Raw genomic sequence first — 21,715 nt, forward strand, 5'->3', positions numbered from 1 at the left:
GCGACGCTAGCGCACCGGAATGGAACGCGTTCCACCTTGATGCCGACCATCGGGACACCGCCGAAAGGCCGTCTTCGAGCGCCGCGCCATCATTGGTCGAGCCTGTCGGCCCAAGAGGCGCAAGGGACCTGGGGCTGTCATGTCGCAGGACATCGGTGACGGTTCCGTGCCAGGACATCGGTGACGCACCACTTGCCGCGACCCTGGGCCCGGGAGGCGACGCCACCCGTCGAAGCGCTCCAGAAGCCGGACCGACCGACCCATCGGTCGACGGCGAGATCCTGGCCGAACACACCCGCCCGCCTCACGGCGTCCGCCGCGTCGGCAACGGCCGACCCCCGGAACCCGATCCAAGAACCCCGACGTGTCACCGAAGTCCTGAGACGTTGCAGAAGGAAACCTGGGGAAGCGCTCTTGTCCTCGAACATGTGTTCGAGTAGACTGAGGCATGGCCTCCCCCGAACTCCCCGACTGCGACACCCCAGCCGCCGTGCTGGCGTTCGCGCAGGAGCAGCGGGCTGCGGTGCAGCGCGGCGAGGTGCTGATCCTGGAGGCCGCTCTGGTGTGGGCGGCGATGCACCCCGAGGAGTCGGTCGCCGACGCGGCGCCGACCACCGGGCTGGTCTTCGGGGAGCTCGCGGTGCCGCTGGCCGGTGAGGGGACGCCGTTGGTGGCGGAGTTCGCGCCGATGGAGCTCGGCGCCGCGCTCGGGATGTCGACCGACGCCGCCCGCTCGTTGGTCGGTGACGCGCTGGAGCTCGCGCACCGACTGAAGCGGACCTGGGCGCTCGTGCGGGCTGGTGAGATGCCGGCGTGGAAGGCCCGCCGGGTCGCCCAGCTGACCACCACGCTTCCGCTCGCGGGCGCGGAGTACGTCGACCGCCAGCTCGCCCCCGTCGTCGGGAAGATCGGGTTCGCAGCCATCGGCCGGCTGGTCGAGCACGCCCGGGTCACCTTCGACCCCGAGGGTGCCGAGAAGCAGCGCCGTCAGGCAGCCGACGGCAGGCGCTTCGACGTCCACACCGAGGCCGCCGACTTCGACGGCACCGTGCAGGTCGAGGGGACCCTCGACCTCGCGGACGCACTCGACCTCGACGCCGCGATCCGCCAGGGCGCCCAGGAGCTCGCCGCACTGGGCTCGGCGGAGCCGCTCGACGTGCGCCGCTCCCGGGCCGCCGGCGAGCTCGCCCGCCGCCAGCTCACCCTCGACCTGATGACCGAGGCCGGCGGGACCGCGGCGGTGGCGAAGCCGCGCCAGGTGGTCATCCACGTCCACCTCTCCCACGCCGCGATCAGCCGCGACGAGGCGGGCATCGCCCGAGTCGAGGAGACCCGCTCCATCGTGTCCACCGACCAGGTCCGCGACTGGTGCACCGGCGACGCCCAGGTCGTCATCAAGCCCGTCATCGACCTCGACGCCCACCACCACACCGACGCCTACGCCGTCCCCGACCGGCTGGTCGAGCAGACCCGTCTGGCCCAGCCGACGTGCGCCTTCCCGTGGTGCGAACGCCCGGCCCGCCGCTGCGACACCGACCACGTCGTCGCCCACGGCGACGGAGGCCCGACATGCAGCTGCAACCTGGCCCCGCTCTGCCGACGACATCACCGGGCCAAGACGCATACCGGCTGGACCTACGACAAGACCGAGCCCGCGACGTACCTCTGGCGATCCCCACACGGGCTCCACCTCGTGAAGTCCGACGGCACCACCCGCCTCCTCACCGCGCACCCGCCCGACGCATAGACCCCCGACCCCCAGGACCCCGCCAGCGACCTGCTGGCGGGGCCAGACCTCTGCCTGGAGGTCTCGACGAGCTCGACCGGCGGACGACTGCGACCATCACCGTTCCGCTACGCGGCCGGACCGAACGACCCGTCGGCCAGCACCGGGACGACACGGGAGATGTCGAGGGCTGCGGCCACCTCCACGTCCGCCGCGAAGCCCCTGCTCGCGAGCTCCCGGCCGCCCACGCACGCCGCCAGGCGCGCACCGAGGTCGTCCCGGGCGGCGGCGAAGAGGTCGGCTGCCGCTGCGGCCCGACCGGCCCGCCTCGATCCGGGGCATCAGCCACTCCGCGACGGCACGGGCGTTGCGCAGGCACCCGACGGCGACCTCGGCCCCGGTCCTGCGCAGCGCGTCGGCGATGGTCGACCCGTTGGGCGATGGGAGGACGAGCCGCGGGCGCACCTCGCACTCGAGCAGCCCGGCCGGCGAGAGCGAGGGTGCGGGCACGCCGCCGTCCCGCGTCGCCTCGAGACGGCCGACCGCCAGCACCGCGTCGTGCTCGCGGGCGAACGCCTCGGCGTCCGGGCCCCGCCAGCGGTAGGGGAAGACGCGCATGCCGCGTTCGACCGCGACGCAGACGGAGGTCGAGAAGCTCAGGACGTCGACCACGACGGCCACCTCGGCCCCAGCGACACGTGCGCCGACCGGGCCCCAGTCCATCCGGAGACCGAAGTCCCCCTGCCCGAAGAGGTCCGCCATGCGCAGACCGTAACCGGCGGTGGTGCCCCAGGCAGGAGTCGAACCTGCGACCTTTCGCTTAGGAGGCGGCTGCTCTATCCGCTGAGCTACTGGGGCGGGCCGGGTGTGCTCCCAGTGCGGGAGTCCACGGTGGCGGGGTCATCTTGTCAGGCGCGGGTCCGCGGGGTCGAAACCACCTCGGGTCGCGTCTCCACGGAGACGACCACGCTCGGGGGCATCCGGGGGGTGAACGTCACCCGATCGGGTGGCCACCCACGCCCTAGCCTCGAGTCCGACGACCGACGGGTGCACCGAGGACGAGGACATTCACCGTGGATCTGGGACTTCGAGGAAGCGCCGCGCTGGTGACCGGGGGCAACCGGGGCATCGGCCTGGCGACCGCCCGCGTGCTGGTGGCGGAGGGCGCCTCGGTGGCGCTGCTGGGCCGCGACGCGGACACGCTGGCAGCGGCCCGCACCGAGCTCGGCCCGCAGGCGGTGACCGTGGCCGCCGACACCACCGACGACGCCCAGGTGCGCCGTGCCGTGGACGCCGCGGCCGAGCAGCTGGGCCGCCTCGACGTCGTGGTCAACGCGGCCGCGCCGCGCGCCACGGGTACCCAGCCGACCGGGCTGGCGGGGCTCGACGAGGAGGACTTCCTGCGCCAGCTCGACACCAAGGCGCTGGGCTACCTGCGCGTCGTGCGTGCCGCGCTCCCCCACCTGCTCGCCCACGGCGACGGGGGCGCGGTGGTCAACATCAGCGGGATGAACGCCCGCTCCACCGGCCCGATCGCGGGCTCGGTGCGCAACATCGCCGTCGTCGCGCTCAGCAAGAACCTCGCCGACGAGCTCGGCCCGCAGGGGATCAGCGTCGTGTGCGTGCACCCCGGCCTGACCGTCACCGAGCGCAACGCCGACGACCCGGCGTACGCCGCCAAGACCGCGGGCCTCAATGCCCTCGGGCGAGCGGTGAGCGCCGCGGAGGTCGCCGACGTCGTGGCGTTCCTGGCCTCCCCGCGCGGGCGGGTCGCGAACGGCGCCGTCGTCACCGCCGACGGCGGGCGCCCGGGCGCGATCTGGGCCTGAGGCGTCAGTCCAGGGTCTCGAAGCGCATCCCCGCGGCCCGCAGCCGCGCGGTCAGGTTGGCGCCCATCGCCTGCGCGGTGGTCACCTGCCCGGCGGTCGGCGGGTTGTCGTCGAAGGCCAGGCACAGCGCCGACTCGGCGAGCATCTTCGCGGTCTCGTCGTAGCCCGGGTCCCCGCCCGAGACTCGGGTCCGCACGGTGCGCCCGCCGCCCTCGCCGACGAAGTCGACGCTGAACCAGGACCGCTCGCGCCGCTCGGCCGAGGGGCCCTCGCCCTGCTTGACGCGGTTCAGCATCGCCCGACGCAGCGGCCCGACCTGGGCCCCGAGCGCGAGCGCGCCGACGCCGACGACCCCGCCCACGGCGTACGGCAGCGTCGTGGTGCCGGCGTAGTGGGAGTAACGGAACTCCGGGCCGTACGCCGGCAGCGCAGCACCGCTGCGCGCGACCACGTAGGGGTCGATGGTCGGCATCGGCAGCAGCCACCAGCCGAGCACCGGGTCGCGGTGCGGCCGCCCGGCCACGGCCCGCGAGGAGCGGCCCGCCGGGCGCGGCTCGACGCGGCGCCGCTCGGCCGCCGCCTCGCGCATCTGGCGCGCACGGGACACCGCCGTCACCGCCGAGTGGAAGGTGCCCCCGGAGAACTTCGCGTCCGCGCGGACCACGCCGCGCACGGTGACCGGGCCCTCGGCCTGGAGCTCCTGCACGGTGTGCAGCGCCCCCAGGTCGTGCGGGACCGAGTCGAAGCCGCAGGCGTGCACGATCCGGGCCCCGGTGCGCTCGGCGGTGGCGTGGTGGGCGAGGTACATCCGGTCGACGAACTCCGGCTCGCCGGTCAGGTCGACGTAGTCGGTGCCGGCGGCAGCGCACGCCGCGACCAGCGGCTCGCCGTGGGTCAGGTAGGGCCCGACGGTGGTGATCACGACCCTGGCCCGGCCCGCGAGGGCGTCGAGCGAGGCCCGGTCGGTGACGTCGGCCCGCAGCAGCTCCAGGCCCTCGACGTCGGCGCCGGACTCCGCGAGCCGGTCGCGGACCGCGGCCAGCTTGTCCTGGTTGCGCCCGGCGAGCGCCCAGCGCAGGCCGTGCGGGGCGTTGCGAGCCAGGTAGGCGGCGGTCAGCCCACCGGTGAAGCCGGTGGCGCCGAACAGCACCAGGTCGAGGTCGCGCTCGGGACGGTCAGGGGCGGGGACGATCGCGGGGTCGGCCATGGCGACACTGTGACAGGCGGAACCACACCGCCGCGGTCACCGTCACACCTGCCATGACCGCACGCACGCACCCGCGCCTCGTCCTCGCCACCACCGCGCTGCTCGCCGCGGCGCTCGGAGCCGGTGCGGCGGTCGCGGTCGGCGCCGCCGGCGGCGGGGACGGCGGTACGCCGCGGGGCGGCACCGCTCCCCTGCCGGTGACCGCCCCGATCGCGGCGCCGGTGTCCGGCGAGCTGCGCGCGGCGTCGTCGTGCGCGGGCCTCCTCGACTTCTACGTCGCCCGCGGCCTGGAGCACGTCGGCGCGGCCGGCTGGCGCCCCAGCCCCGTGATCGCCTCCTACGGCCTGCGCGACCTCGCGGCGGCCGACCGCGCGGCGTCGCCCACCGCCCAGCGCGCCCCCGGCAGCGCGACCGGCACCAACGTCCAGGAGAGCGGCGTGGACGAGCCGGACCTGGTCAAGACCGACGGCGAGCTGCTGGTGCGCCTCACCGACGAGGGCGTGCTGCGCGTCGCCGACGTCGCGGGCACCGCCGTGGTGCCGCGCGGCGAGCTCGACCTGGGCTCCCGCTTCGGAGGCGGCGAGCTGCTGCTCGTCGACGACACCGCGCTGGTGCTCAGCCGCTCCGGCGACGAGGTCGAGGTGACCAGCGTGGACCTCGCCGACCCGGGCGTCCCGACGGTCAGCGGCACCACCCTCTACGACGGAGTGCTCCTCGAGGCCCGCCAGCACGCCGACACCGTGCGTCTCGTGCTGGCCGCCCCGCTGCCCGACCTCGACTTCCGGGTCGGGTGGGGACGCAAGCGCGACGCGGCCCGCGCCCACAACCGGGAGCTGGTGCGCCGCACCACGATCGAGGACTGGCTGCCCACCGTCACCGTGGACGGCCGCACCGAGCCGCTCGTCGACTGCGCCGGCGTCGCCGTCCCGAGCCGGCCGGACGGTCTCGGCACCGTCAGCGTCGTCGGCCTGGACCCCGGCGACCCCGCGGCCAACAGCGTCACCGCCCTCGCCGCTCCCGCCGACCTGGCCTACGTCTCCGCCGACCGGCTCTACCTCGCGACCGCCGACCACCGCTGGGGCATCCCGGTCTGGGCCGCCGACCGGGCCGCGTGCTGCTGGGAGGACCTCCCGGTCACCGGTATCAGCGCGCCGAACGGGCGGGTCAGCGTGCACGCCTTCGAGCTGGCCGGCACCGCCACGACGTACGCCGCCAGCGGGACCGTGGACGGCGCGCTCACCGACCGGTGGTCGATGGACGAGCACGACGGCGTGCTGCGCCTGGCCGTGGAGCGCTCGCGGCGAACCGGCGACGCCACCTCGGTGGTCACCCTCGCCCAGCGCGGGGACACCCTGGCCGAGATCGGCCGGGTCGCGGCGATCGGCGTGCGCCAGGACCTCACCGCCGTGCGCTGGTTCGACGACCTCGCGCTGCTGGTGACCTTCCGCCGGGTGGACCCCGTGCACGCGATCGACCTGAGCGACCCCGCCGCCCCGCGCGACCTCGGCGAGCTCGAGGTGCCGGGGTTCTCCGCCTACCTGCACCCCCTCGGCCCCCGCCGGGTGATCGGCCTCGGCGAGGGGCCGGCCGAGGGCGGCGGCCGGGGCGCCCAGGCGGGCCTGTTCGACGTCACCGACCTGAGCGACCTGCGCCGCACCGACGTGCTCTCCCTGGCGCGAGGCACCCGCTTCGCCGCCGCGGAGGACCCGCGCCAGGCCACCTGGCTGCCCGAGCAGCGCACCCTGCTCGCCGTCGTCGAGCGCGGCTGGAGCGGCCGGCAGGGCCGGGTGCTGGCCCTGCACGTGGCGGACGGCCGGTTCCGCGAGCGGGTGCTGGCCGAGCTGGGCACCTCGACCGCGCGCGCCCGCACGGTGCCGCTGCCCGACGGGCGGGTCCTGCTCAGCACCGACGAGGGGACCCGGCTGCTCGACGTGTGAGCCACGTGTGAGCCACGGGGCAGCCCCGGCGACCCGCCGTACGCTGGAGGCATGTGCCGCAACATCCGCCAGCTCCACAACTTCGAGCCGCCGGCCACCTCCGAGGAGGTGCACGCCGCGGCGCTGCAGTACGTCCGCAAGGTCAGCGGGGCCGCCAAGCCCTCGCAGGCCAACCAGGCCGCCTTCGACCGCGCCGTCGCCGAGGTGGCCCACGCGACCCAGCACCTGCTCGCGGACCTCGTCACCTCCGCGCCACCCAAGGACCGCGAGGTCGAGGCGGCCAAGGCGCGCGCCCGCTCCGCCGCCCGCTACGCGTGAGCGCCGACGCCGCGCTCGCCGCGCTCCTGGACCGCCCGCTGGTGGTGCTCACCGGTGCCGGGCTCTCCACCGACTCCGGGATCCCCGACTACCGCGGCCCGCACGCACCCGCCCGAATGCCGATGACGTACGGCGAGTTCGTCTCCGGCCCCGACGCCCGACGCCGCTACTGGGCGCGCAGCCACGTCGGCTGGGGGCGGATGCGACGCGCGGACCCCAACCCGGGCCACCACGCCGTGGCCCGGCTCGACCCCGAGCTGCTGATCACCCAGAACGTCGACGGCCTGCACGAGGCGGTCGGCACCCGCCGGATGGTCGCGTTGCACGGGCGGATCGCCGACGTGGTGTGCCTGGGCTGCCGCGCCACCACGAGCCGCGCGGCGCTCCACCAGCGGCTGGGCGAGCTCAACCCGGGCTGGGTCGAGCGGCACGCCGAGGTGGAGGTCCGGCCCGACGGCGACGTCGCGCTGGAGGAGACCGACGGCTTCGTGGTCCCCGGTTGCGAGGACTGCGGCGGGGTGCTCAAGCCCGACGTGGTGTTCTTCGGCGAGAACGTGCCGCCCGCGAGGGTGCAGCGCTGCTACGACGCCGTCGACGCGCTGGCGGCGAGCGGCGGCGCGCTGCTGGTCGCCGGGTCCAGCCTGACCGTGATGAGCGGGCTGCGCTTCGTCAAGCGCGCCGCGAAGGCCGGCACGCCGGTGGTCATCGCCAACCGCGGCGAGACCCGCGGCGACCCGCTGGCGACGTACCGCGTCGAGGCGGGGTGCAGCGAGTTCCTCGGCGCGCTGGTCGAGGCGCGCAGCGCCGTCAGAGGCGCTTGACGAAGATGTGGTCGGCGGCCTCGGGGACGATCTCGGCGGTCTCGCCGCCGGAGCCGAGCAGCACGCCGTCGCCGGTCGCGATGACGGTGATGTTCTTGTCCGGCAGGGCGCCCACGCGGCGCAGGGCGCTCATCAGCACCTCGTCCTTCTGCATCTCCTCGGAGATGCGGCGCACCAGCACCCGGCCCTCGCCGTGGCCCGCGACACGGGACAGCGGCTCCACGCCGTCCATGAAGTCCTCGGCGACCGCGGTCTGGCCCAGCTCCTCCAGGCCCGGGATCGGGTTGCCGTAGGGCGACTCGGTGGGCTGGCCGAGCAGCTCGAGCAGACGGCGCTCGACGGTCTCGGACATCACGTGCTCCCAGCGGCACGCCTCCTCGTGCACGAGCTCCCAGTCCAGGCCGATGACGTCGGTCAGCAGGCGCTCGGCGAGGCGGTGCTTGCGCATCACGCGGGTGGCCAGGCGCTGGCCCTCGGCGGTCAGCTCGAGGTGGCGGTCGCCCTCGACGGTCAGCAGCCCGTCACGCTCCATGCGCGCCACGGTCTGGGAGACCGTGGGCCCGCTCTGGTGCAGACGCTCGGCGATGCGCGCACGCAGCGGGACGATGCCCTCCTCGACCAGCTCGTAAATGGTCCGGAGGTACATCTCGGTGGTGTCGATCAGGTCGCTCACCCGGCCATTCTGTCCTATGGAGCACCACCCCGCACATTTGACTTGTTCCAGATTAGAGTCACGTCACCATCGGGCTGCCATCGTGGAGCGACCATGTCCACCGTCTTCTGGTTCCGGCGCGACCTGCGGCTCGGCGACAACCCCGCCCTGCTGGCGGCGTGCGCGCACGGTCCGGTGCTGCCGCTCTTCGTCCTGGACCCCGCCCTGTGGGGCCCGGCCGGCCCGAGCCGGCGGGCCTACCTGGCCGCCTCCCTGGGCGCACTGGACGCCTCCCTGCGCGCCGACGGCGGCCGGCTGTCGGTCGTCCGGGGGGACCCGGTGCGCCAGGTGGTCCGCGCCGCCCGCGCCGTCGGGGCGAGCGAGGTCCACGTCGCCGCCGACCACGGCCCGTACGGCGCGCGCCGCGACCGCGAGGTGGAGGCCGCGCTCGCCGAGGAGGGCGTCGCACTGGTCCGGACCGGTTCGCCGTACGCCGTGTCGCCGGGCCGGGTGCGCAAGGCCGACGGGTCGGCGTACCAGGTCTTCACGCCGTTCTCCCGGGCCTGGGCCGAGCACGGCTGGCGCGGCCCGGTGGCGGCGCCGACCGGGGTGAAGTGGCAGCACCTGACCGAGGACACGACCGAGGTCCCGCGGCCGCCGCTGCCCGCGGGACTGACCCTGCCCGAGGCCGGCGAGGAGGCCGCGCACCGGCGGTGGGCCGAGTTCCTCGACGACGGCGTCGCGGACTACGACGAGCGGCGCGACCGTCCCGACCTGCCCGGGACCTCGCGGATGTCGCACCACCTGAAGTGGGGCGAGATCCACCCGCGCACCCTGCTCGCGGACCTGGCCCCGCGGCGCGGCGCCGGCGCGGGGATCTACCGCACCGAGCTCGCGTGGCGCGAGTTCTACGCCGACGTGCTCGACGCGCGCCCCGACACCGCGCGCGACTACCTGCGCGCCGAGTACGCCCGGATGCCCTACGACGAGCCGGACGAGCGCTTCGAGGCGTGGTGCGCGGGCCGCACCGGCTTCCCGGTCGTCGACGCCGCGATGCGCCAGCTGCGGGCGGTCGGCTGGATGCACAACCGGATGCGGATGGTGAGCGCCAGCTTCCTGGTCAAGGACCTGCACGTGGAGTGGCAGCACGGCGCCCGGCACTTCCTGCACTGGCTGGTCGACGGCGACCTCGCCTCCAACAACCACGGCTGGCAGTGGACGGCGGGCAGCGGCACCGACGCGGCGCCGTTCTTCCGCGTCTTCAACCCCACCTCCCAGGGGCGGCGCTTCGACCCCGACGGTGCCTACGTGCGCCGCTGGGTACAGGAGCTCGCCGACCCCGAGCGGGTCCCCGACCCCCACGACCCCTCCCCCGAGGTACGTCACAGCGTCGGCTACCCGCTCGCGATCCTCGACCACGGCGCCGAGCGGCGCGAGGCACTTCAGCGATGGGAGACGATCAGACGGTGAGCACCACACCGACCGTGCCGGGGACCGCCCCGACCAGCAGGCCCGCCAGCACCGGGAGCAGTGCCCGCACCGGCAGCGCCGGTCTGGTCGTCCCGAGCCGCTTCTGCGGCCCGCCGTCCTCCGCCAACGGCGGCTGGACCGCCGGCGCCGTCGCCGAGCTGCTGCGCCCCCACCGCGACGACGTCCGCAGCTGGTCGAACGTCGAGGTCACCCTGACCGCGCCGCCGCCGCTGGACACGGAGCTGTCGACCACCGAGGAGGACGGCGGACTGGTCGTGCGTCACGCCGACCTCGTGGTCGCACGCGCCCGCCTCGTGACCGACGACCTCGTCGCCGTGCCGCCCGTCCCGGCCGCGCGGGCCCGCGCGGCGTCCGCGGCGTACCCCGGCCACACCACCCATCCCTTCCCCGGCTGCTTCGTCTGCGGGCCCGAGCACGAGACCGGGCTGCGGATCTTCCCCGGCCCGATCGAGCGCCCCGGCCCGCGGTGGTGGGCGGCGACCTGGACGCCCGGGAGCGGCGAGAGCCCCGACGTCCCGGTGACCTGGGCGGCGCTGGACTGCATCGGCGGCTGGGCCGGCGACCTCGCCGAGCGCACCATGGTGCTGGGCCGGATGACCGCGCGCGTCACGGCGCTGCCCCGTCCCGGCGAGGAGCACGTGCTGGTCGCGGAGGCCCGCGGCCAGGAGGGCCGCAAGGTGCACGCCGCGACCTCGCTGTACGACGCCGCCGGGTCCCTGCTCGCCACCGCGGAGCAGGTCTGGATCGTCCTCGACCCCGCCCCCGACGCCTGATGGCCGCCGTGGAGCAGGCCGGCCACGCCGAGCGGCCCGGCGCCGGCGAGCAGCCGTGGTGGCGCCACGCCGTGACCTACCAGGTCTACGTGCGCAGCTTCGCCGACAGCAACGGCGACGGCGTCGGCGACCTGCCCGGCATCACCGCCCGGCTCCCCCACCTGCGCGACCTCGGCGTCGACGCGGTGTGGCTCACGCCGTTCTACACCTCCCCGCAGCACGACCACGGCTACGACGTCGCCGACTACACCGACGTGGACCCGCTGTTCGGCACCCTCCAGGACGCCGACGCGCTGATCGCGCGCGCCCACGAGCTGGGCCTGCGCGTCATCGTCGACCTGGTGCCGAACCACACCTCGTCCGAGCACCCCTGGTTCCGCGCGGCGCTCGCCGCCGGACCGGGCAGCCCGGAGCGGACGCGCTACCTGTTCCGCGACGGGCGCGGGCCGGGCGGCAGCGAGCCGCCCAACAACTGGCGCTCGGTCTTCGGCGGCCCGGCCTGGACCCGGGTGCCCGACGGGCAGTGGTACCTCCACCTCTTCGACTCCACCCAGCCCGACCTGGACTGGCGCCGGCCCGAGGTCGGGGACATGTTCGAGGAGGTCTTGCGCTTCTGGCTCGACCGCGGCGTCGACGGGTTCCGCATCGACGTCGCGCACGGGCTGCTCAAGGAGGCCTCGCTGCGCGACCAGGAGACCCCCGACAGCACCGGGGCCGCTCCCGAGCCCGACGACCATCCGCACGCGATGGTGGAGCGCACGCTCCTGGACGAGCCGATGTGGGACCAGCCCGAGGTGCACGACGTCTATCGCCGCTGGCGCCGGGTGCTGGACGAGTACGACGGGGACCGGATGCTGGTGGCCGAGGCCTGGACCCAGACCCCGGAGTCGATGGCCCGCTTCGTGCGCCCCGACGAGATGCACCAGGCCTTCAACTTCGCCTGGCTGCTCGCGCCTTGGTCGGCGCGCGCCTTCGCCGACGTCATCGAGGGCACCCTCGCCGCGGTGGAGTCGGTCGGCGCCTCGGCGACCTGGGTGCTCAGCAACCACGACGTCGTGCGCCACCGCACCCGCTACGGCGGCGGCCACGAGGGCCTGGCCCGGGCCCGGGCGGCCACCCTGACCATGCTGGCGCTGCCCGGCTCGGCGTACGTCTACCAGGGCGAGGAGCTCGGCCTCGAGCAGGTCGACGTCGCGCCCGAGCACCGGCAGGACCCCGCCTGGCTGCGCAGCGGCCCGGAGAGCGGGGACCCGGGCCGCGACGGCTCCCGGGTGCCGCTGCCGTGGGAGGGCGCGCACCCGCCGTACGGCTTCGGGCCGGGGACCGCGGAGCTGTCCTGGATCCCCCAGCCGACCACCTGGCACGCCCACACCGTCGCCGCCCAGGACGACGATCCGGCGTCCACGCTGGCCTTCTACCGCGAGGCGCTGCGGGTCCGGCGCTCCTTCGCGACGAGCGCCGGGGAGCGGGTGAGCGACCTCGAGGTCGACGGCGACGTGCTGCGCTTCCGGCGCGGGCCGGTGCTGGTGGTGCTGAACTGCGGCTCCGACGTGGTGCCCCTGCCCGAGGGCGAGGTGCTGGTGAGCAGCGGCGCGCTCACCGAGCTCGGCGGCGACGAGACCGCCGGCTCCGCGCTCAGGCGGGGCCTGCCCCCGGACCGTGCGGTGTGGATCCGGGTTCCTGAGGCTCGCTGAGGATCGCGTTGTAGCGGGTCAGCACGTCGGCGAAGCCGGCGAGCTCCTCGTCCGACCACTCCCCCAACCGCTCGTCCCACCACTCCAGACGCTCGGCGGCGACGGCCCGGACGCGGCGCGCGGCGTCCTCGGTCGCCTCCACGAGGGTGGCCCGCCCGTCCTCGGGGTCCGGCGTACGGACGACCAGGCCGAGGTCGACGAGGTGCTGGACCTGCCGGCTGATCGCGCCCTTGTCGATGTTGAACACCTCGGCCAGAGACGAGGACCGCATCGGCCCGTACTGCACCAGGTGCCCGAGCATCAGGTAGGAGGCCGCTTGCAGGTGCGGGTCGATCATCCGGGCGCGCACGCCCGTCACCTTGCGGATCCGACGCATCATCACGCCGATCTCGCGCTCGACCGTCTGGAGGGCGTCGTGGCGGCTCTTGGCTGTCATCGAGGAGGATTCTCCCCCGTCTCGCGCCCGCGCTCCACCAGCGGCTGCCCCGTGACATCCGCCGGGACACCCTCGGCCACGCGCTCCGTGGCACCCGGGCCCCCCGCGCCGGGCGGCCCCATCGCCAGCGTGGTGCGCAGCGGCACCTCCTTGATCAGCACGACGCACACGAAGGCGAGGATCGCCGCGGGCACCGCGATGAGGTAGAGCTCGCCGATCGACGCGCCGTACGCGTGCTCCCAGATGGCGGCCTCCGCGCCCGGCAGCGTGCGCAGGTCGGGGATGGAGTGGCTGCCGAACTCGGCGCTCGGCATCACCTGGGCGTCGCGGTAGCCCGCGACCACCCGGTCCGCGACCTGGGTGCCGAGGATCGCGCCGAGGACCGAGACCCCGGCCGAGCCGCCCATGCTGCGGAAGAAGGCGATCACCGAGCTGGCCGCGCCGAGCTCGGAGACCGGGACGTTGTTCTGCACCGCGAGGACCAGGTTCTGCATGGTCGAGCCCATCCCGAGGCCGAGCAGGCCCATCCAGGCGCAGACCGCGACCAGGTGGGTGGACTCGTCGATCGTGCCGAGCAGCGCCAGGCCGGCGACGACGAACGCCATCCCGCCGACCAGCCAGCGCTTCCAGCGTCCGGTGCGGGTGATCACCCGGCCGCTGACCAGGCTGGAGATCATCAGCGGGACCACCAGCGCGACCGTCATCAGGCCGGCCGTGGTGGGCGTCATCCCGCGGGCCAGCTGGAAGTACTGGCTGAGGTAGACGGTGGAGCCGAACATCGCCACGCCCACCAGGGTCGAGGCGATCGTGGAGAGGGTGATCGTGCGGTCCTTGAACAGCGTCATCGGGACCACGGGCTCGGCGGCGACCTTGATCTCGACGTACACCGCAGCGGCGAGCACCAGCACGCCGACGGCGACCAGCACCGCGGTGGCCGTGGAGGCCCACGCGAACTGGTTGCCTGCGAGGGAGACCCAGACCAGCAGGATCGAGACGCCGCCCATGATCAGGGTGGCGCCGAGGTAGTCGATGCGGACCTTGCGGCGTACGACGGGCAGGTGCAGCGTCTTCTGCAGCAGCACGAACGCCGCGAGCGCGACCGGCAGGCCGATGGCGAAGCAGCCGCGCCAGCCGAGCGGGCTGTCCACGATGACCCCGCCGATCAGCGGGCCGCTCACCGTGGCGACGGCGAACACCGCGCCGATGTAGCCGGAGTAGCGCCCGCGCTCGCGGGGACTGACCATCGTGGCGATGACGACCTGCACCAGCGCGGTGAGGCCACCGATGCCCAGGCCCTGCACGACGCGGGCGCCGATCAGCAGCTCCATGCTGTGCGCGAAGGTCGCGATGACCGAGCCGACCGAGAAGATCACCAGCGCGGTCTGCACCAGCAGCTTCTTGCTGAACAGGTCCGCGAGCTTGCCCCAGATCGGCGTGGTCGCGGTCATCGAGAGCAGCGTCGCGACGACGATCCAGGTGTAGCCGGTCTGGCTGCCGTCGAGGTCGGCGACGATGCGGGGCAGCGCGTTGCTGACCACGGTGCTCGACAGCATCGCCACGAACATCGCGAGCAGCAGGCCCGAGAGCGCCTCCAGGATCTGGCGGTGCGTCATCGCCGCCTCGCCGCCTGCCGGCGCGCCAGGTCCGTCGGCCGCCCCGGCCCCGGGGGCGGCGGATGTCTGCTCGGTCACAGAGTCTCGATCCATGCGGAGGAAAGGTTGATACAGGCAACCTTATTCCCCGAGTCGAGAAATGGGGCGACCCGCAGGCGTGGCCCCCGAGATCGGGGTCCGGGCCGGAGGGACGGGGTCCGGCGCGCCTGCGGGTCGGGTGACTGCGGTGGATTCGCCGCAGCGGTCGGCTGCTAGCGGGCAGCCACCTCACGCGTCCTGAAGCTCTTCACTGTTCGGACCACCTCCTTTCCCGTGTCCTTCCACGGTACGCCGGGCCCGCGGGGGCGACAACGCCTTTTCGACACTCCCGGGGACCCTCAGTCGGCGACCGGCGCGGCCTCGAACTGGGCGCGGTGCAGGCGGGCGTAGGCGCCGCCGGCGTCGAGCAGCTCGGCGTGCGCGCCCTGCTCGACGATCGCGCCGTCCTCCATCACCAAGATCAGGTCCGCGTCGCGGATCGTGGAGAGCCGGTGGGCGATGACGAAGGAGGTCCGGTCGCTGCGCAGCGCGGCCATCGCCTGCTGCACCAGCAGCTCGGTGCGGGTGTCCACCGAGGAGGTCGCCTCGTCGAGGATGAGCAGCGCGGGGTCGGTGAGGAACGCCCGCGCGATGGTGATCAGCTGCCGCTCGCCGGCGGACAGGTTGGAGCCGTCCTCGTCCACGACGGTGTCGTAGCCCTCGGGCAGGGAGTGCACGAAGCGGTCCACGAAGGTGGCCCGCGCCGCGGCGAGCACGTCCTCGTCGGTGGCGTCGGGGCGGCCGTAGGCGATGTTGTCGCGGATCGTGCCGCCGAAGAGCCAGGCGTCCTGGAGCACCATCCCGATCCGGCCGCGCAGGTCCGCCCTCGACATGCCGACGATGTCGTGGCCGTCGATGGTGATCCGGCCCGAGTCGAGGTCGTAGAAGCGCATGACCAGGTTGACCAGCGTGGTCTTGCCCGCGCCGGTCGGCCCGACGATCGCCACGGTCTGGCCCGGGCGCGCGACCAGCGAGAGGTCCTCGATGAGCGGGCGCTCGGGGTCGTAGGAGAACGACACGTGCTCGAAGGCGACCTCGCCGCGGGTGATCCGCCCGCCGCTGCCCGCGGGCGGGTCGGCCGGCTCCTCCTCGGCGTCGAGGAGCTCGAAGACGCGCTCGGCCGAGGCCACCCCGGACTGCAGCAGGTTGACCATCGAGGCCAGCTGGGTGACCGGCTGGTTGAACTGGCGCGCGTACTGCACGAAGGCCTGCACCTCGCCGACCGTCAGTGACCCGCTGGCCACGCGCAGGGCCCCGACCACGGCGATCACGACGTAGCCGAGGTTCCCGACGAACATCATCGCCGGCATGATCAGGCCGCTGATGAACTGCGCGGCGAAGCTGTCACGGAACAGCCCCTCGTTCTCCTCGGCGAAGCTGGTCTCGACCTCCTCGCGGCGCCCGAGCACCTTGACCAGGGTGTGGCCGGAGTAGGCCTCCTCGACCTGGGAGTTGAGGGCGCCGGTACGCCGCCACTGGGCCACGAAGCGGCCCTGCGAGCGCTTCATGATCGCGCGGGTCACGATCAGCGAGAGCGGCACGGAGACCAGCGAGACCACCGCGAGCGCCGGGGAGATCCACAGCATCATCGCGAGCACGCCGACCACGGTGAGGATCGCGGTGAGCAGCTGGCTCATCGTCTGCTGCAGCGTCTGACTGATGTTGTCGATGTCGTTGGTGACCCGGCTGAGCAGCTCGCCGCGCGAGGAGCGGTCGACGGCGGCCAGCGGCAGCCGGTGGATCTTGTCCTCGACGTCGCTGCGCATCCGGCGCACGGTGCTCTGCACGATCGCGTTGACCAGCAGGCCCTGGAGCCAGGAGAGCACCGAGGCGAACAGGTAGACCGCGATCGCGATGCCCAGCACCCGTCCGACCGCGCCGAAGTCGACGCCCTGGCCCGGTACGACGTCCTGCCCGCGGATCGCCTCGGGCAGCTCCGACTGCGGGGTGCCGGCCGGCAGGTCACCGGCGAGCAGGCCGTTGAAGACCAGGTCGGTGGCGCGGCCGAGGATCGTGGGGCCGATCGAGACCAGCGCGACCGAGCCCACGGCGAGCAGGACCACCGCGACCGCGGTGCCCCGCTCGGGGCGCAGCCGGGCCACGAGGCGCTTGGCGGAGGGACCGAACGTCATCGCCTTCTGGGCGACCATGCCGCCGCCGGGACCGCGGCCGGGGCCGCCCGGGGGCGCCTCGATCCGCTCGGTCTCGCGGAGGCCGGCGGGCTTGCGGGGCGTGCTCATGCGGCGTCTCCCTCGTCGATGCCCAGCTGGCTGGCGACGATCTCCTGGTAGGTGGGGCACTCGAGGAGCAGCTCGGCGTGGGTGCCGGAGCCCACCACGCGGCCGTCGTCGAGCACGACGATCAGGTCGGCCTCGAGGATCGTGGACACCCGCTGGGCGACCACGACCACGGTGGACTCCGTCGTGACCGGTCGCAGCGCGGCGCGCAGCCGCGCGTCGGTGGCGACGTCGAGCGCCGAGAAGGAGTCGTCGAAGAGGTACAGCGCGGGACGTCGTACGACGGCGCGCGCGATGGCGAGCCGCTGGCGCTGCCCGCCGGAGAAGTTCGAGCCGCCCTGGCTGACCGGGGCGTCGAGCCCCTCGGGCATCGCCTCGACGAAGTCGCGGGCCTGGGCCACCTCGAGCGCGTCCCACAGGTCCGCCTCGGTCGCGTCCGGGCGCCCGTGCAGCAGGTTGGAGCGCACGGTGCCGCTGAACAGCCAGGCCCGCTGGGGCACCAGCCCCAGGTCGGCCCAGAGCACGTCGGGGTCCAGCTCGCGCACGTCGGTGCCGCCGACGCGGACGGTGCCGGACGTGGCGTCGACGAGCCGGGCGAGCAGGTTGACCAGTGTCGTCTTGCCCGAGCCGGTGGAGCCGACCACGGCGACGGTCTGCCCGGGGCGGGCGGAGAAGGACACCTCGCACACGACGGGGTCCGCGGCACCGGGGTAGGCGAAGGAGACGTGCTCGACGTCGAGCCAGCCACGGCGGGCGGGGTCGAGCGGGACCGGCTCCGCGGGCGGGACGACGGACGTGCGGGTGTCGAGCACCTCGGCGATGCGGTCGGCGCACACTGCCGAGCGCGGGACCTGCATGAGCATGAAGGTCGCCATCATCACGCTCATCATGATCAGCATCAGGTAGCTGAGGAACGCGGTGAGCGAGCCGACGCCGGTCTCCCCCGCGTCGACGCGGTGCCCGCCGAACCAGATGACCGCGACGCTGCCCAGGTTGACCAGCGCGATCACGATCGGGAACAGGCTGGCCATCCAGCGACCGGCCCGCAGCGCGACGTCGGTGAGGTCGTCGTTGGCGCGCGCGAAGCGCTGGGTCTCGTACGGCTCGCGCACGAAGGCGCGCACCACCCGGATGCCGGCCACCTGCTCGCGCAGGATCCGGTTGACCGCGTCGATGCGCACCTGCATCAGCCGGAAGCTCGGCACCATCCGGCTGACCACGAGCCCGACGGAGACGAACAGCGCGGGCACGACCACGGCCAGCAGCCAGCCCAGGCCGGCGTCCTCGCGCAGCGCCATCACGATGCCGCCGACCATCATGATCGGCGAGGTCACCGCGATGATCGAGGCCATCGCCACCAGCATCTGCACCTGCTGGACGTCGTTGGTGGTGCGGGTGATCAGCGACGGCGCGCCGAGCTGGTTGATCTCGCGCGCGGAGAACGTCTGCACCCGGTGGAACAGCGCGCCGCGCAGGTCGCGGCCCAGGCTCATCGCCGTGCGCGCGCCGTACCAGGCCGACCCGACCGAGGCGAGCAGCTGGACGGCCGAGACGCCGAGCATCACCGCGCCGACGCGCACGATGTAGCCGGTGTCCCCCGCGACGATGCCGTTGTCGATGATGTCGGCGTTGAGGCTGGGCAGGTAGAGCGCGGCGACCACGCCGAGGCCCTGGAGCAGGACGACGGCGAGCAGCCAGCGGCGGTACGGCGCGAGGTGCTCGCGCAGGAGCCGGATCAGCATGGGTCAGGACCTTCCCGGGCGGTGGAGCCCGTGGAGCACGGTGTCGACGGCCTGCTCGGGAGTGAGCGGGCGGCCGTCGGCGAGAGTGGGGTGGCTGCCGATGAAGACCAGCAGCCGGAGCCGGTGGGCGAGCTCGTCGGCGGGGACGGTGAGGTCGGCGGCGTCGGCTCCGATGACCTCGACGATCAGCTCGAGCAGCCCCTCGAGGCGGTGCCGGCGATCGCCGGTCGCCTCGGCGCCCGGAGGCGGGGCGAGGAGCCCGAGCTGGCCCATCAGCTCGAAGGTGGAGCGGTAGCGTCGCTGGAGGATCGCGGCCACCTCGACCATCCGCTCCTCGAACGGAAGCGCCGGGTCGATCGCGGCCAGCTGCTCGGCCACGGCGCCGGGCACGAAGGCCCGGGCGATCGCCGCGTCGACCAGCGTGTCCTTGGACTCGAAGACCCGGAAGATGGTGCCCTCGGCGACGCCCGCGGCAGTCGCGATCTGGCGGGTGGTCACGCCGCGGCCGTGGTGGCGCAGCAGCTCGAGGGTCGCCTCGACGAGGGCGGCCCGGCGCTGCTCGGGCGACATCGGCGCCGCACGTGGTGACATGACTCCCACCTTAGAGTGAGTGAGCACTCACTCACTTGGTTTCCAGGACTACGGCGCGAGCCGCTCCACACGCCAGCCGGCGTCGGCGCGGCGGTAGACCAGCCGGTCGTGCATGCGACCCGGGCGGCCCTGCCAGAACTCCACGGCCTCGGCGCGCACCACGAAGCCGCCCCACTGCTCCGGCGCCGGCACGTCGCGGCCCTCGAAGCGCTCGCGCACCTCGTCGTACGCCTCGAGGAGGGCCCAGCGTCCGGCCACCGGCCGCGACTGGGGCGAGGCCCAGGCGCCGAGCTGCGAGCCTCGGGGGCGTCCGGAGAAGTAGGCCTCCACCTCGACGCGCGGCAGCGGCTCGGCGGTCCCCTCGATCCGCACCTGCCGCTCGAGCGGGTGCCAGGGGAAGAGCAGCGCGCAGCGGGGGTTCGTCGTCAGCTCCACGCCCTTGCGCGACTCGCGGTTGGTGAAGAAGACGAACCCCGGCCCCTGCGGGCCGACGCCGTCGTGCAGGCCCTTGAGCAGCACCATCCGCGAGGACGGCGCGCCGTCGGGGGCGACCGAGGCGACCACCATCGCGGTCGGCTCGTAGAGCCCCGCGGCGATCGCCTCCGCCAGCCAGCCGCGGAACATCGTCATCGGGTCCGCGGCCAGGTCGGACTCGACGAGGCCGCCCGCGGCGTACTCCTCGCGCAGGGCGGCGAGGTCGGGAAGGGGCGACTCGCGACTCATGCTCCGACCCTAGCCACGCGCGCCGCACGATCCCCGCCCAGATCCGGGGCGCGACCAGCTGCGCCGAAGTCCGCCCGCAGGCCGACCCGGGCTGCCACACTCCACGCATGTCTGTGACTCAGCCCACACCCCTCCCCCATGCCGGGCGGTACGCCGGGTGCAGCGCGATCGTCACCGGGGCCGGCTCCGGCGTCGGCGCCGCGCTCTCCCGCGCCCTGGTCGGCGCCGGCGCGCACGTCGTCCTCGCCGACCTCGACGAGCAGGCGGCGACCCGCGTGGCGGGCACCCTGACCGCCGGACCCGGCACCGCGCGGGCGGCCCGCCTCGACGTCACCGACGCCGCCGCGGTGGCCACGCTGGTGCACGAGGTCGCCGCCGAGCACGGGCGCCTGGACCTGCTGTTCAACAACGCCGGGATCACCTTCGGCGGCGAGACCGAGGACCTGAGCCTGGAGCAGTGGAACGCGATCATCGACGTGAACCTGCGCGGCGTCGTGCACGGCGTGCACGCGGCGTACCCGCTGATGGTGCGCCAGGGCTCCGCGGGCGGCCGGGGCGGGCACATCGTCAACACCGCCTCGATGGGCGGGCTGATGGCGGCCGGGCTGATCACCTCCTACGTCGCGACCAAGCACGCGGTCGTCGGGCTGTCCCTCGCGCTGCGCTCGGAGGCCGCCGCGAAGGGGGTCGGCGTGACCGCGATCTGCCCCTCCGCCGTCGAGACGCCGCTGCTGGAGAAGGGCGAGCTGGGCCGCTTCCACGGCCGCGACTACTACCTCAAGGGCCAAGGCGTACGCCGTGCCCTGGACCCCGACCTGCTGGCCGACCGCGCCCTCGCCGCCGTCGCGGCGGACCGCCCGCTGCTGGTGACCCCGCTGCAGGCCCGGCTCGCCTGGCGCCTCGGGCGGCTCTCCCCGGCGCTGGTCGCCCGGTCCTCGGTCGGGTTCGTCGCCCGCCAGCGGCGCCTGCAGGCGGCCCGCGCCGCCCGGTCCGACTCCTGAGGTCCGGCGCCTGGGCACGCGCGTTCAGCCGGCGAGCAGCGAGTCGGTGCGCCGCGCCGGCTGGCTGGCGTTGAACAGCTCGAAGCGCCAGCCTCCACCCGTCGCGCGCAGCACCCCGGAGACCTGGAACGGCGCCCGGTCCTCCCAGCCCTCGTCGGAGCGGACCACGACCTCGGCGCCGCACACGAACCAGACCAGGTCGCCGCGGTGGCGGGCCCAGGTCTCGCCGAGCTCCCAGGCGAGGGTGAAGTCCTCCTCGAACAGCTCGGCGAAGAACCACTCCATCTCCTCGGCGCCGTGGGCATGCTCGCCGACGTCGTCGCCGTACAGCGCCCCGTCGCTGACGAAGCACCCGATCGCGGCCGCGACGTCGCGGGCGCGCAGGCACTCCCCCAGCCGGGCCACGGCCGCCTCGACGACCGGCACGCTCTCGACGCCCCCCGGCGTGCTGGCCATGCGACCACCTCCGCCCGGGACAACGAGGCTCGGACCGACGGGTCATGCGCGCGTTCGTTGCTTGCCCGTGGTCGGTGCTTTTCGGCGCAATTGCTGGGTTTGACACCTCCGCGCGGCGGCGGCCTCAGGTGGTCGGTGCAACATCCAGTAGTTCGCGGAGCCTATCGGCGGGGGTGTCCCAGTCGAGGGTCTGTCGGGGTCGGATGTTGAGGAGGCGTTCCATCTCGGCGATGTCCTCGTCGCTGACCTGGTTGAAGTCAGTTCCCTTGGGGTGGAAGTCGCGCACGAGGCCGTTGGTGTTCTCGTTGGTGCCGCGTTGCCAGGGGCTGTGCGGGTCCGCGAAGTAGACCCCGCACCCGGTGGCCAGGGTGAACGTCGCGTGCGTGGCCA

General features: G+C 74.1%; 20 protein-coding genes and 1 tRNA gene. 9 read left to right on the plus strand and 12 right to left on the minus strand.

Annotated elements, in window-relative coordinates:
- Positions 1-448 precede the first annotated feature (448 nt).
- Complete coding sequence (locus HOQ23_RS19210; protein ID WP_172216982.1) at positions 449-1,747, plus strand: HNH endonuclease signature motif containing protein; 1,299 nt, start codon at positions 449-451, stop codon at positions 1,745-1,747.
- A gap of 96 nt (positions 1,748-1,843) precedes the next feature.
- On the opposite strand, the gene HOQ23_RS19215 is transcribed toward HOQ23_RS19210, so the two are convergent.
- Both HOQ23_RS19215 and HOQ23_RS19220 read right to left on the minus strand, forming a co-directional pair.
- The gene (locus HOQ23_RS19215; RefSeq protein WP_367650587.1) at positions 1,844-2,488 is read right to left on the minus strand and encodes a 2-phosphosulfolactate phosphatase; all 645 of its coding nucleotides are present in this window, start codon (positions 2,486-2,488) and stop codon (positions 1,844-1,846) included.
- A gap of 20 nt (positions 2,489-2,508) precedes the next feature.
- Positions 2,509-2,584 (minus strand) — tRNA-Arg (locus HOQ23_RS19220).
- A 215-nt stretch (positions 2,585-2,799) separates the two neighbouring features.
- On the opposite strand from HOQ23_RS19220, the gene HOQ23_RS19225 reads away from it, so the two are divergent.
- A complete protein-coding gene (locus HOQ23_RS19225; RefSeq protein ID WP_172216984.1) occupies positions 2,800-3,555 on the plus strand; it encodes an SDR family oxidoreductase in 756 nt (251 codons plus the stop codon).
- Positions 3,556-3,559: 4 nt separating this feature from the next.
- Here HOQ23_RS19225 and HOQ23_RS19230 read toward each other — a convergent pair whose 3' ends face one another.
- Positions 3,560-4,762 carry a trans-acting enoyl reductase family protein gene (locus HOQ23_RS19230; protein ID WP_172216987.1) on the minus strand — a complete coding sequence of 401 codons (1,203 nt, stop codon included), beginning with the start codon at positions 4,760-4,762 and terminating at the stop codon, positions 3,560-3,562.
- A 53-nt stretch (positions 4,763-4,815) separates the two neighbouring features.
- Between HOQ23_RS19230 and HOQ23_RS19235 the strand changes: the two genes are divergently transcribed.
- The 3 genes from HOQ23_RS19235 to HOQ23_RS19245 are packed head-to-tail and all read left to right on the plus strand — an operon-like array spanning position 4,816 to position 7,838.
- Entirely contained in the window at positions 4,816-6,699 is a 1,884-nt protein-coding gene (locus HOQ23_RS19235; RefSeq protein WP_172216989.1) for a beta-propeller domain-containing protein, read from the plus strand.
- 51 nt (positions 6,700-6,750) lie between these two features.
- Positions 6,751-7,017, plus strand: coding sequence for a DUF2277 domain-containing protein (locus HOQ23_RS19240; protein ID WP_172216991.1), 267 nt, complete (start codon positions 6,751-6,753; stop codon positions 7,015-7,017).
- On the plus strand, positions 7,014-7,838 hold the full coding sequence (locus HOQ23_RS19245; RefSeq protein WP_172216993.1) for a Sir2 family NAD-dependent protein deacetylase: 825 nt from the start codon (positions 7,014-7,016) through the stop codon (positions 7,836-7,838). The genes HOQ23_RS19240 and HOQ23_RS19245 overlap by 4 nt, the downstream gene beginning before the upstream one ends.
- Here the strand turns inward: HOQ23_RS19245 and HOQ23_RS19250 are convergent.
- Positions 7,825-8,511: a metal-dependent transcriptional regulator gene (locus HOQ23_RS19250; RefSeq protein ID WP_172216995.1), complete on the minus strand. Its 687-nt coding sequence runs from the start codon at positions 8,509-8,511 to the stop codon at positions 7,825-7,827. The two genes, HOQ23_RS19245 and HOQ23_RS19250, sit on opposite strands and share 14 nt — an antisense overlap.
- Before the next feature lie 93 nt (positions 8,512-8,604).
- Between HOQ23_RS19250 and HOQ23_RS19255 the strand changes: the two genes are divergently transcribed.
- From HOQ23_RS19255 to HOQ23_RS19265, 3 genes are read left to right on the plus strand one after another with little or no spacing between them, the layout of a single operon-like run.
- The gene (locus tag HOQ23_RS19255) at positions 8,605-9,960 is read left to right on the plus strand and encodes a deoxyribodipyrimidine photo-lyase (RefSeq protein ID WP_172216997.1); all 1,356 of its coding nucleotides are present in this window, start codon (positions 8,605-8,607) and stop codon (positions 9,958-9,960) included.
- The gene (locus HOQ23_RS19260; protein ID WP_172216999.1) at positions 9,957-10,754 is read left to right on the plus strand and encodes a hypothetical protein; all 798 of its coding nucleotides are present in this window, start codon (positions 9,957-9,959) and stop codon (positions 10,752-10,754) included. Before HOQ23_RS19255 ends, HOQ23_RS19260 begins: the two co-directional genes overlap by 4 nt.
- Positions 10,754-12,448 carry a glycoside hydrolase family 13 protein gene (locus HOQ23_RS19265; RefSeq protein WP_172217001.1) on the plus strand — a complete coding sequence of 565 codons (1,695 nt, stop codon included), beginning with the start codon at positions 10,754-10,756 and terminating at the stop codon, positions 12,446-12,448. The genes HOQ23_RS19260 and HOQ23_RS19265 overlap by 1 nt, the downstream gene beginning before the upstream one ends.
- Here HOQ23_RS19265 and HOQ23_RS19270 read toward each other — a convergent pair.
- From HOQ23_RS19270 to pdxH, 6 genes are all read right to left on the minus strand, one after another.
- The gene (locus tag HOQ23_RS19270; protein WP_172217003.1) at positions 12,390-12,884 is read right to left on the minus strand and encodes a MarR family winged helix-turn-helix transcriptional regulator; all 495 of its coding nucleotides are present in this window, start codon (positions 12,882-12,884) and stop codon (positions 12,390-12,392) included. The two genes, HOQ23_RS19265 and HOQ23_RS19270, sit on opposite strands and share 59 nt — an antisense overlap.
- On the minus strand, positions 12,881-14,575 hold the full coding sequence (locus tag HOQ23_RS19275; RefSeq protein WP_367650588.1) for an MDR family MFS transporter: 1,695 nt from the start codon (positions 14,573-14,575) through the stop codon (positions 12,881-12,883). Before HOQ23_RS19275 ends, HOQ23_RS19270 begins: the two co-directional genes overlap by 4 nt.
- 299 nt (positions 14,576-14,874) lie before the next feature.
- Positions 14,875-16,815: an ABC transporter ATP-binding protein gene (locus tag HOQ23_RS19280; RefSeq protein ID WP_172217005.1), complete on the minus strand. Its 1,941-nt coding sequence runs from the start codon at positions 16,813-16,815 to the stop codon at positions 14,875-14,877.
- Entirely contained in the window at positions 16,812-18,554 is a 1,743-nt protein-coding gene (locus HOQ23_RS19285; protein ID WP_172217007.1) for an ABC transporter ATP-binding protein, read from the minus strand. The genes HOQ23_RS19280 and HOQ23_RS19285 overlap by 4 nt, the downstream gene beginning before the upstream one ends.
- Positions 18,555-18,557: 3 nt before the next feature.
- Positions 18,558-19,145, minus strand: a complete 588-nt coding sequence (locus HOQ23_RS19290; protein ID WP_216654446.1) for a TetR/AcrR family transcriptional regulator — start codon at positions 19,143-19,145, stop codon at positions 18,558-18,560.
- 48 nt (positions 19,146-19,193) lie between these two features.
- Positions 19,194-19,868 carry a pyridoxamine 5'-phosphate oxidase gene (gene pdxH, locus HOQ23_RS19295; protein WP_172217009.1) on the minus strand — a complete coding sequence of 225 codons (675 nt, stop codon included), beginning with the start codon at positions 19,866-19,868 and terminating at the stop codon, positions 19,194-19,196.
- 107 nt (positions 19,869-19,975) lie between these two features.
- On the opposite strand from pdxH, the gene HOQ23_RS19300 reads away from it, so the two are divergent.
- Positions 19,976-20,869 (plus strand): SDR family oxidoreductase, encoded by an 894-nt coding sequence (locus tag HOQ23_RS19300; protein ID WP_172217011.1) that lies wholly within the window; start codon positions 19,976-19,978, stop codon positions 20,867-20,869.
- Between the two features lie 24 nt (positions 20,870-20,893).
- On the opposite strand, the gene HOQ23_RS19305 is transcribed toward HOQ23_RS19300, so the two are convergent.
- Together HOQ23_RS19305 and HOQ23_RS19310 are read right to left on the minus strand one after the other, a co-directional pair.
- Entirely contained in the window at positions 20,894-21,325 is a 432-nt protein-coding gene (locus tag HOQ23_RS19305; protein ID WP_172217013.1) for a nuclear transport factor 2 family protein, read from the minus strand.
- A 124-nt stretch (positions 21,326-21,449) separates the two neighbouring features.
- Positions 21,450-21,715 (minus strand): IS30 family transposase (locus HOQ23_RS19310; protein WP_172217015.1); only part of this gene is annotated, 266 nt, incomplete at its 5' end.

It is taken from the genome of Nocardioides sp. zg-DK7169 (assembly GCF_013155365.1).
Lineage (GTDB): Bacteria > Actinomycetota > Actinomycetes > Propionibacteriales > Nocardioidaceae > Nocardioides.

What these genes read in the sequence shown, in the direction of transcription:
- HOQ23_RS19285 (WP_172217007.1), bottom strand. Translation starts at nt 18,554, where the DNA reads ATGCTGATCCGGCTCCTGCGCGAGCACCTCGCGCCGTACCGCCGCTGG.
- HOQ23_RS19230 (WP_172216987.1), bottom strand. Translation starts at nt 4,762, where the DNA reads ATGGCCGACCCCGCGATCGTCCCCGCCCCTGACCGTCCCGAGCGCGAC.
- HOQ23_RS19240 (WP_172216991.1), top strand. Translation starts at nt 6,751, where the DNA reads ATGTGCCGCAACATCCGCCAGCTCCACAACTTCGAGCCGCCGGCCACC.
- HOQ23_RS19215 (WP_367650587.1), bottom strand. Translation starts at nt 2,488, where the DNA reads ATGGCGGACCTCTTCGGGCAGGGGGACTTCGGTCTCCGGATGGACTGG.
- HOQ23_RS19235 (WP_172216989.1), top strand. Translation starts at nt 4,816, where the DNA reads ATGACCGCACGCACGCACCCGCGCCTCGTCCTCGCCACCACCGCGCTG.
- HOQ23_RS19210 (WP_172216982.1), top strand. Translation starts at nt 449, where the DNA reads ATGGCCTCCCCCGAACTCCCCGACTGCGACACCCCAGCCGCCGTGCTG.
- HOQ23_RS19280 (WP_172217005.1), bottom strand. Translation starts at nt 16,815, where the DNA reads ATGAGCACGCCCCGCAAGCCCGCCGGCCTCCGCGAGACCGAGCGGATC.
- HOQ23_RS19305 (WP_172217013.1), bottom strand. Translation starts at nt 21,325, where the DNA reads ATGGCCAGCACGCCGGGGGGCGTCGAGAGCGTGCCGGTCGTCGAGGCG.
- HOQ23_RS19255 (WP_172216997.1), top strand. Translation starts at nt 8,605, where the DNA reads ATGTCCACCGTCTTCTGGTTCCGGCGCGACCTGCGGCTCGGCGACAAC.
- HOQ23_RS19270 (WP_172217003.1), bottom strand. Translation starts at nt 12,884, where the DNA reads ATGACAGCCAAGAGCCGCCACGACGCCCTCCAGACGGTCGAGCGCGAG.
- HOQ23_RS19300 (WP_172217011.1), top strand. Translation starts at nt 19,976, where the DNA reads ATGTCTGTGACTCAGCCCACACCCCTCCCCCATGCCGGGCGGTACGCC.
- pdxH (WP_172217009.1), bottom strand. Translation starts at nt 19,868, where the DNA reads ATGAGTCGCGAGTCGCCCCTTCCCGACCTCGCCGCCCTGCGCGAGGAG.
- HOQ23_RS19290 (WP_216654446.1), bottom strand. Translation starts at nt 19,145, where the DNA reads ATGTCACCACGTGCGGCGCCGATGTCGCCCGAGCAGCGCCGGGCCGCC.
- HOQ23_RS19265 (WP_172217001.1), top strand. Translation starts at nt 10,754, where the DNA reads ATGGCCGCCGTGGAGCAGGCCGGCCACGCCGAGCGGCCCGGCGCCGGC.